The following is a 9577-nucleotide window of genomic DNA, read 5'->3' as shown; positions in this document are numbered from 1 at the left end:
GGGCAGATCCCGCAATTGCTCGGTCCAGTAACGGATCTGGTGTGCGAGGAACGATTCGGGATTCGGGAATTGGCGGGACTGCCCGACGAACGCGCCACCGTGCGGCTGGGCTGGTTCGCCAGCGCCGGTGCGGCCGTGGTGCCGTCGGGCCTGGCCCGGCTGCGGCGCACCCATCCCGGCATCACCGTGGTCGGCCGTGAGGGCAGCACACCCGCCTTGGTCCGGGCCCTGCGCGCGGGCACCCTGGACCTCGCGCTGGTCGCCTCCGCCCCGCCCTACCGGCCGCTGGACGCGGAAACGCCCGCGCTGCGGGTGCAGGTGCTCACCGATCGCAGTCTGCGGGTCGCGGTCCCGGCCGATCATCCGCTCGCGCGCGGCGAGCACATCGATGTCGCCGATCTGCGCGGGCAGGCCTGGATCGCGGGTACGGGGGACGATCGCTCGATGGGCGTGTGGCCCGGCCTCGACGAGCGGCCCGTGATCGCGCATACCGTCCGCGACTGGCTGGCCAAACTGCATCTGGTCGCCGCGGGCTGCGGCCTGACCACCATCCCCGCGAGCCTCGCCCCGAGCTGCCCGCCCGGAGTTCGAGCCCTGCCGGTGCGCGGCGGCCCGACCGAACAACGGCGGCTGCTGCTCGCCCGCCTGCCCGGTCCCGTCCCGGAACCGGTTGCGCGCGTGGCCGAATCGCTGCGCGCCGTGGCGATCGAATCCGCGCGCGGCCACGACGAGCGACTCCGCGAGCGGTGAGCACCGCCGGTCCGCCGACGAAAAACCCGGCGACGGGGCACGACAGGTTTGCGAGTATGACCCGATGACCGCGACCACCGCCCCGACCTTCCACGGCGACTTCGAAGCCCACCTCACCGTGCGCGCCGAAGACGCCGCGCGGCTCGAACGGTACTCCGCCGCAGCGGGATTGAAGTTCGTGCACATCATGCTCGACCGCGGCCGCGGCCGCGAGCAGCCGATGCTCACCGTCCGGGAATCGGGGCCGTTTCCCGCCGTGCGGGATTCGATCGCGGCCCTCACCCTGCGCATCGAGCAGGCCGGATTTCCGGTGGTGCGCGCCAAGATCGAAGCCACCCCGTGGGCGACGGGAGTCCCCGCGACCGATGCCGAGGCGCTCGCACTGGGGTCGCACTACTACTTCGAGCACCACATCAAACTGCTCCTCACCCCGGACACCGACGTGCGCGCCCTGACCGGCCTCGCCGTCGCCCACGACGCACACCTGTCGGCGAACGCCCGGCGCACCCGCGCCGACGGCCGGGCCGAACGCTTCGTCACCCAGCGCTGCCGTCTCGTCGGCGACGCCACCGCCACCACCCAGTACACCGCGCTGCTCGACGCCTTGCGCGCAGCCGAGTACGAAGTCCTCTCCGCGGAGCGGGAATTCGTCGTCTACGACAGCGACGAATCCGTCGACGCCGGTTGGATCAGCGAAACACAGGAGCAGCCATGACCTCGACACCGTGGCGCGGACTCGGTCGCGGCCCGTGGAAATCCACGGCGGTCGTCCCCCAGTCCCCGCCGACGGAGCAAGAACGTGCGAAGGACGGCCTGCCTCCGACGCTGCGACCGGTGGTGGGCGAGGGCGTGCTGCAACGCCCGGTGTTCGACCCCTCCGCGGCCGAGCACCCGATGGGAATGCGGTTGAGCGAGCCGCACTTCGCGGATGCGCGACTGGCCGCCGCCTGGATCGCGGCCCGGCGCGCTGCCATGGACGTGGTGCTCGCGGCGATCGCCGGATCCCCGTGGCGCGAGCTGTTGATGCTGCGCGGCAGCGTGCTGCTCAGCGCCTGGTTCGGCGCCGCCGCACGGGAACCCGGCGACGTGGACTTCATTGTGCTGCCCCGGGATTGGGAGTTTCACAGCGAACGGACCGATGCCTTCCTGAGTGACCTCGCCGCGCGGACGGCCGCGGCGGCCGAGGGCTCACCGACGGTGCGATTCCGGGCGTCGGACGCGGTGGACGACGATATCTGGACCTACGATCGCGTCCCCGGCCGCCGTCTGGTCCTGCCCTGGACCGCCGTGGATCCCGAGATTCCCTCGGGCACCGTGCAACTGGACTTCGTGTTCAACGAGGCACCACAGCAGCCGCCGTTGTGGACCGCCATTCCGCGGGCAGGCAGCCACGGGCCCGATGCCCGGCTGCTCGCCGCCACCCCGGAGCTGTCGCTGGCATGGAAGCTGCTGTGGCTCAGCGAGGATCGCCACCCGGAGGGCAAGGACCTCTACGACGCGGTCCTGCTGGCGGAGAACTGTTCCCCCACTCCGGAACTGCTGCGGGCGGTCAGCCCCCGAGCATGGTTCTTCCGACTGCCCGCGCTCGCGCTCGAGGCCGATTGGGCGGAGTTCGTCAAGGATCGCCCGGATCTCGCCGATCAGGTCGACAGCCTCGCCTGGCGTCTCACCGTGGCACTCGCCCCCGCCTATCCGGCGGATCTGCGCACCTTCTGCGCGGACCTGGGCAGGCGGGCCGAATACACGAGGAGACAGGCCGACGACGGCCGCGACATACCTGCGGAACTCCCGGTCGAGGACCGGGTCGAACGCGTCTCCCACTCGCTGACGATCTATCGGCTCGTGGCCGTGCGGAACGAATATGGGTGCACGCTGTCGGCGGCGGCCGAGCGCATGACGGCGGCGCGGCAGCGCAATCCCGACCTGCCGGGAATCGGCGCGCGCGTCGATCCGCACGCGGTGGCGGCGGTGCTGCAACGCTGGTGCGACTCGCCGAAGGGCGAGTGAGGCTCCCGGGTCGCGGTGGGTACGGCAGATAATGCAAGGCGGCCCACCGTGTTGCTGAATCCAGCCGAAGGAGCAGCGTGCGAGCAGGAATTGCCCTCCCGATCTTGGCGGTCGCCCTGCTCACGGCATGCGGGAGTTCCGATGAACCGGCCGCCGCCAAGCCCGCTTCGCCCGGCGCGTTGATGAGCAAGCGGGCACTCGAACACCTGGATCCGGCATTGTCGGCGGCCGCCGGGTCATCGACCTATATCCGCTATGAGTCGACCTCTCCCGCGGGCAAGCCGATCGAGGTGTCGGGGGCGGTGTTCCTGCCGCCCGGCGACGCCCCGGCGGGCGGCTGGCCCGTGGTCGCGTTCGCGCACGGCACCTCCGGCGTGGTGAACAAGTGCGCACCCACCAACTCCCCCACCCTGTTCGGGTCGGCACCGGCGGTCGAGCAGTTCCTGGCCGGGCATCGGGCGGTCGTGATGACCAACTATCAGGGCCTCGACGGCCCCGGCGACGCACCGTATCTGGACACTCCTTCGTCGGGCTATGACGTACTGAATTCGGTGCGGGCCGCGCACGCGGCCGGTCTGCCGCTGTCGTCGGACGTGGTGCTCGTCGGCGCGTCCCAGGGCGGGCGCGCCGCGGAGTCGGCGGCGGAAACAGCGAAATCCTATGCGCCGGAACTGAATATCCACGGTGTCGTGCTGCTGTCGCCCGCCCTGGAACTGCGTTTCGTCGACGCCGTCCGCGACCGCGAACTCAATGCCCCCGACCAGTACCTGGTCCTGCCGTATCTCGTTGCGGCCGTCCGCTACAACGAACCCGGCTACCGCTACGACCAGGTCGCGCACGGCAAGCTGCTCGATATCGCACCGCGATTGGAGTCCCAGTGCACCGGCGAGACGACGCCCGACGAACTCGCCATCGCCTCGGCCGCCACCCCCGACGAGGTGAGCTACGTCGACGACGCGGCCACGCAACCCTTCGCCGACCTGCAATCCCGCACCAATCTCCCCAAATCGGCCACCACCCTGCACACCTACATCGTGCGCGGTGACGCCGACAAACTGGTCGACACCGCCTGGTCCAGTGCCGCGATCACCGAGATGTGCACCCTCGGCACGCCGGTCCACGATCTGGTGGTCCCCGGCGGCCACGACGCCCCCACCGGCGTGGCCGACCGATGGCTCGGCTGGATCTCGGACCTGTTCGCCGACAAGCCCTTCACCCAGACCTGCCCGCACTGAGCCCCGCACCGAATCGCAGCTACTCGCGCGCGAAATCTCCGGGATCGTGTTAGAAACCAGACTTGCGGTTTCCGCCGCGTTCGCCTGCACGAGAGAGACGCGGTTCGCATGGTCGAGTACGTGCTGTTCGGCGCGGTCGAGGCGCGCGTAGACGGGGTGGCCACGGCGGTGGGCGGGCACAAGCAGCGCTGTGTGCTGGCGGTGTTGCTGGCCGAGCGCGGCACGGTCGTCAGCGTGGACCGCCTCGTCGATGCCCTCTGGCACGACGACCCGCCCGCGAAAGCCCTGGTGTCGCTGCGCGCCTACGTCTCCAATCTGCGCCGCGCGCTCACGGCCGCGGACCAGGTGACACGGGTGGAGACCCGGCCCAACGGCTACCGGCTCGCCCTGCTCCCCGGCGACCGCCTCGACCTCGACGTCTTCGAGGACCTGGTCCGGCGGGGCGGTGACGCGCTGGCGCGCGAGCAGGCCGCGACCGCCTTCGAGCACTTCGGCGCGGCGTTACGACTCTGGCGCGGAACGCCTTTCGGCGAGTTCGCCGACAGCGGGTTCGCGCATGCCGAGGTGCTGCGGTACACCGCGTTGCGCCGCGGCGCCGTCGAGGCCCGATTCGACGCGGGACTGCGGCAGGGCGGCAGCGCCGACCTGCTCCCCGAGATCGAGGCCGCGGTCGCACTCGATCCGGTGGACGAGCGGCTGTGGGGTCATCTCATGCTGGCCCTGTACCGGGCCGGGCGCGCGCCGGAAGCCCTGCGCGCCTTCGACCGCGCCCGCACGGCGCTCGATCAGGAGGTCGGCGCGCTCCCGGGCAGCGAGCTGCGCGACCTGCACCGCCGAATCCTCGCCGACGCCGCCGACCTGCTCCTCGAACACCCCACCGACACAACCGATTCCGCCGCTCCACAACCTCGCCGACCCGCATTGGTGGGCCGGGAAGCCACACTGAGCGCCATCACCGCCTCGATGACCGCCGGGTCGGGCGCACTGATCGTGGTGACCGGAGACAGTGGCATCGGCAAAACGGCACTGGCCGATACGCTCGCCGATCAAGCCCGACGCAGCGGGACGGCGGTGGCCTGGGCCGCGCACCCCAGCGGCATCCGGGTCCCGCAGTTGTGGACCTGGATCCAGCTGCTGCGGCAACTGGGCGACGAACTCGGCGCGGCCGGGCGGGAACGGGTGCGCCGCAAGGCCCCCGGCGTCGTCGAGGCCCTGGTCCCCGAATGGGCCGACGGCGACACCGCGACTCCCCGGGCCGCCGCCAACGGTTTTCACCTCTTCGAAGGCATCGTGAGCGCCCTGGCCGAACTGGCGGCGGTGCGCCCGCTGCTGCTGGTGCTCGACGATCTGCAACTCGCCGATGCCGCCTCCGGCAGTGTCCTGCTGTTGCTGGCCGCGGCGATTGCTCGGCTGCCGATCCACGCCGTCGGCACCTGGACCTTCTTCGGCAGCGGCCGTCCGGTCAACCGGCAGCACTACGAGCGGCTCATCCGCGGTGGCGGCCTGTCGACCGTCCGGCTGCCCGGCCTCGACCACGCGGCCGTCGCCGAGCTCGCGCGGTCGCTCACCGGCGCGCCCGCCTCCCCCGAACTGTCGCGGCAACTGTGGGCGCACACGCGCGGAAACCCCTTCTACGTCAAGGAACTCGTGCGCGCGGGCGAGGACGCGCCACCGTCGGTGACCCCCGATGCCGACGCGATCCCCGATGCCGTCGCCGCCGCGGTCGGCCGCCGACTGGCCGCCCTCGACAAACCCGGACGCCGGGCACTGGCCGCCGCGGCGGTGATCGGCCCCGCCTTCGATGTCGCCGCCCTCTCGGACATCCTCGATTCCCCCGTCCCGGCCGTCCGGGCCCGGCTGCGCCCCGCCTACGAGACCGGCCTGCTCGACGAGCATCGCGAACAGCCCGGCATGCTGTGCTTCAGTCACGGCCTACTGCGCGATGCCGTGCTGGCGCAGATCCCGGTCACCGAGCGCACCGCCCTGCACGCCGCCATCGCCACCACTCACGCTGCCGCGGTGGCCACCTCGGCCTACGAGGACGCCATCGCCGCCGCCGATCACGCCTGGCGCGCGGGCACCGAGATCAATACCCATGCGGCGCTGGAGATGCACGAGGCCGTGATCGAGCGCGCCCTGACCCGCTCGGCCTACGCTGACCTCGCCACCCTGGCCGAACACGCGCTGCAGATCTGCCGCCGCCTGCCCGCCAAACCCGAACTGCTGGAACGACAGGCCGTGCTGTGGCTGCATCTGGCCGGGGCGCACGGCATTCTGCACGGCCAGACCAGCACCCAGGCGCTCACCGCGGTCGGGCGCGCCTTCGAACTGGGCGCGCAGGCCACCGGGCGGGACTTCCACGGCGCGGCCGCCATGCGCTGCATGATGCTGTGCGCCCGTGGACGACTCGACGAGGCCGAGGTCATCGCCACCGCGCTGCGCGCGCAGTACGAGCGGTCCCGCGATCCGGACGCGGGCGTCGCCAGCCACTTCGTCCAGGTCATGCTGTACGCCCTGCGCGGCGACATCGACACCATGCTGGCCACCGCGCGCACCCTGCTCGCCACCTTCCCGCCCCCGGACACGGTCACCGATCCCACCCATTTCTTCCATCCGCGCGTGTACTGCTGGATGGCGTTGATGGAGGCGTTGCGCGGCGATCGCGCGGCGACCGAGGACTACTGCCGGATGTCGTTGGAGCTGGCCCGCTCTCGCGGCGACATGTTCAACATCCTGGCCGCCCGGGTGACGCTGGTGGAGGCGCAGGCGGCACTCGGCGTGGTCGAGGGCACCGCGGACCGGGCCGAGGCGGTGTACCGGGAAATGCTGGCGACCGGCGGAGAACAGCGGGCGGCGTGCGCGAAGGTGGTGGAGGTGTGGGCGCGCACCGCGACCGCCCCCGACACCGATCCGGCCCCGGCGTTCGCGGCGTTCGAGGCCATCACCGCCGATGGCAGCACGGTGATGACCCCGTATTTCCTCGCCCTGCTGTCGGATATCCAAGCCCGCCACGGCCGATCCGAGGAGGCGCACGAACTGCTCGACCGCGCGCGAGGCGTCGCCGATGCCACCGGGGAACACATCTGGGACGGCATGCTCACCAGTCGCACCGCGTCCTTGCCCGCCCGACGGTGACACCACGGCCGCGAATACCATTGCGGGCCTGCCGGGTCACTGGCCGGGCATAGCGCCGGTGCACGCCTGCGCACCGTTGAGCAGGCCGTCCCGATACGCCTCGACCCGCACGTACCCGCTGTCCTTCGCATCGCCCGAGTCCTGGCCTCGGAAGACCAGCAGCGCCGCCACCGCCTTATCCAGATCACCCGGCGACATCCGGATATTGCTGGTGGGCCGGTTCTCCAGCAGGACGCTCGCCGCCCACGCCCCCGCGAAGCAGTCGCCGCGCAGGGACTCGGTGCGGTCGTCGGCGGTGTCGCCGTCGCGAGCCTCCACGGCCAGCCCGTACTGCGTCGCCAGCAGCGTCGCCACCGCGAAATCGCCGCCCTCGGCATAGAACTCGGGCATGGCCTGCACACCGTCGTAGCCGATGAAATTGTCCGGCACGCAATAGAAGAGGCTGTAGGAACCGGTGGCGGCACCGCCGCAGGTGGGCGCGCGCTTCGGATCGAAGCCGACGACCTGCCGCACCGGCAGCCACGGCTTGGTGAACAACTCCGGATACACCGCCGCCCAATAGTCTTCGAGATCCACCGGCGCGAGCGCCACCACTTGGTCGTAGGAGGCGTTGCCGCCGCTGGCCGCGTCGGCGGCCGACCGGAACGGCAGCTCGACCACCGCCGGGCTGCCGTCGCGGTAGTCCTTGCACGCGGTCGGCCCGCCGTCGAATCCGGTCTGGAAGGAATTGACCCGATCGAAGCCGCTGCCGTGGGCCGAGGCGCTGGTCTTGTCGGTGCCGGGTTCGTCACGCAGAGAAAGGAATCCGGCCAGCGCGTTGTCGAGGTCGTTCGCGGTGGCGTGGAAGGAGCTGTGCCCGGCCGCCACATCCGCCGCCCAGGCCCCGGCGAAGCAGTCTGCCTGGATCTCCTTGGTCACCGTGATGCCGGTGAATTTCGCCCGGGCTTGGATCGCGTGCCCCCACTCGTGCGCGAGCACGATGGGAATCACGAAGTCCCCGTATTGTTTTCGCAGCGACGGGAGCAGGCCCTCGGCATCCCAGGCAACCACGTCCTGATCGGCGCAGTAGTAGGCGTTGCCCGCGATGTCGGCGGCGGAGTTCGCGCACGGCGGCAGCGGCCCGGTCGAGGGCGTCACCGCGTAGAACCCGCCCGTGACCGGGCGGTAGGCGGTGCCGTACAACGCGGGAAACTGCCCCGACCAATACCGTTGCAGATCGGTGATCGCCTGCGCCGCAATCTTGTTCACCTCCGACCCGCCGTCGCCATGAATGGTGACTGTCGCGGCCGGTGCGGTGGTGCCCGCGACGGTCCGGCCGCCGCAAGCCGTCACGGTCAGCAGGAGGGACACGGCCGCCACCAGGCCGATGGTTCGAAACGCGCGCATGCCACCGACGGTGACACTGCCGCATTGGAAGGAGATTGGAACCGCGCGCCCACTGCGATCCAATCGTTTCCCAATCTCCCGCGGCTACCTTTCGACGGCTCGAGACGACAGAGGAGGTGCCAGATGATGGCGGGATATCGCGGCCTGATCGGGGTCGCTACGGCAGCGGTGGCGGTGAGCGTGCTGCTCACCGGCTGCGGCGGCAAGGACAGCAAGAGCGCGGCGCCGGCGTCGACCTCGGCGGTCACGAGTTCGGCCAAGCCGACCTCGACCAGCCCCGGCAACAGCAAGCTCGCCCCTCGCGCCCTCGACGGCGGGGCGGGCGCCAACTACACGATCGCGGATTACATCAAGGATCAGCACATCACCGAAACCCCCGTGCACAACGGCGATCCGGGCGCACCGGCGATCACACTGCCCTTCCCCGCCGGATGGGCGGACGCCGGATCCGACACTCCCGACTACGCGATCGGGGCCATCGAATACACCGGCGCGGACATCGCGGGCGCGAACTACACGCCGAATATCGTCGCGCTGCTGTCGAAACTGCAAGGCAAGCTCGATCCGCAGAAGCTGATCGACGACGCGAGCGGCGAGATGAAGAACCTGCCGGGCTTCAGCCAGCTCGGCAATGGCGCGGTCACCACGGTGTCGGGCTTCCCGGCCTACCGGATCGCGGGAACCTACACGCTGCAAGGCATTCCGGTGGTGTCGGCGCAGGAGACGGTGGTCATCCCGGGTCCCGGCGGCGTCTACTACGTGCTGCAACTCAACGCCACCAGCAACCAGGATCAGGCCGACCTGCTGCAATCGGCGATCGCCACCATCGATCAGCAGATCACCATCACGGTGTGAGCCCCGGGCGCGCCGGTCGAGACCGCGGACGGTCTCGACCGAGGCGCCGGACGGGTCAGCGGCTCGCGCAGGCCCGGCGGACCGGTAGACCGCGGTCCTCGAACGCTGCCAGCAGCGCCTGGCCGCGTCGCGCGCCGTCGGAGGACGAGGTGCGCGCCAGCACCGGGACGTAGGTGGCCGCTCCCACAATGGATTCCGCGACCAGCGAC

The 9577-nt window shown here is 70.8% G+C and carries 7 protein-coding genes; 6 read left to right on the top strand and 1 reads right to left on the bottom strand.

Annotation, left to right across the window (positions count from 1 at the left end):
- The 5 genes from ACWELQ_RS27590 to ACWELQ_RS27570 all read left to right on the top strand — a co-directional run.
- A partial coding sequence (locus ACWELQ_RS27590) for a LysR substrate-binding domain-containing protein (RefSeq protein WP_452399954.1) occupies positions 1-750 on the top strand: 750 nt, incomplete at its 5' end.
- Between the two features lie 64 nt (positions 751-814).
- A complete protein-coding gene (locus tag ACWELQ_RS27585) occupies positions 815-1465 on the top strand; it encodes a hypothetical protein (RefSeq protein WP_452399953.1) in 651 nt (216 codons plus the stop codon).
- Positions 1462-2757: a nucleotidyl transferase AbiEii/AbiGii toxin family protein gene (locus ACWELQ_RS27580; RefSeq protein ID WP_452399952.1), complete on the top strand. Its 1296-nt coding sequence runs from the start codon at positions 1462-1464 to the stop codon at positions 2755-2757. The genes ACWELQ_RS27585 and ACWELQ_RS27580 overlap by 4 nt, the downstream gene beginning before the upstream one ends.
- 77 nt (positions 2758-2834) lie before the next feature.
- The gene (locus ACWELQ_RS27575; RefSeq protein WP_452399951.1) at positions 2835-3992 is read left to right on the top strand and encodes a lipase family protein; all 1158 of its coding nucleotides are present in this window, start codon (positions 2835-2837) and stop codon (positions 3990-3992) included.
- 108 nt (positions 3993-4100) lie between these two features.
- The gene (locus ACWELQ_RS27570) at positions 4101-7127 is read left to right on the top strand and encodes a BTAD domain-containing putative transcriptional regulator (RefSeq protein ID WP_452399950.1); all 3027 of its coding nucleotides are present in this window, start codon (positions 4101-4103) and stop codon (positions 7125-7127) included.
- A 36-nt stretch (positions 7128-7163) separates the two neighbouring features.
- On the opposite strand, the gene ACWELQ_RS27565 is transcribed toward ACWELQ_RS27570, so the two are convergent.
- Complete coding sequence (locus ACWELQ_RS27565; protein WP_452399949.1) at positions 7164-8513, bottom strand: neutral zinc metallopeptidase; 1350 nt, start codon at positions 8511-8513, stop codon at positions 7164-7166.
- Between the two features lie 123 nt (positions 8514-8636).
- Between ACWELQ_RS27565 and ACWELQ_RS27560 the strand changes: the two genes are divergently transcribed.
- Positions 8637-9368 (top strand): LpqN/LpqT family lipoprotein, encoded by a 732-nt coding sequence (locus tag ACWELQ_RS27560; protein ID WP_452399948.1) that lies wholly within the window; start codon positions 8637-8639, stop codon positions 9366-9368.
- The last annotated feature ends 209 nt before the right edge of the window (positions 9369-9577 follow it).

The organism is Nocardia sp. NPDC004722 (assembly GCF_053601505.1).
This window is presented reverse-complemented; position numbering and strand designations above follow the sequence as displayed.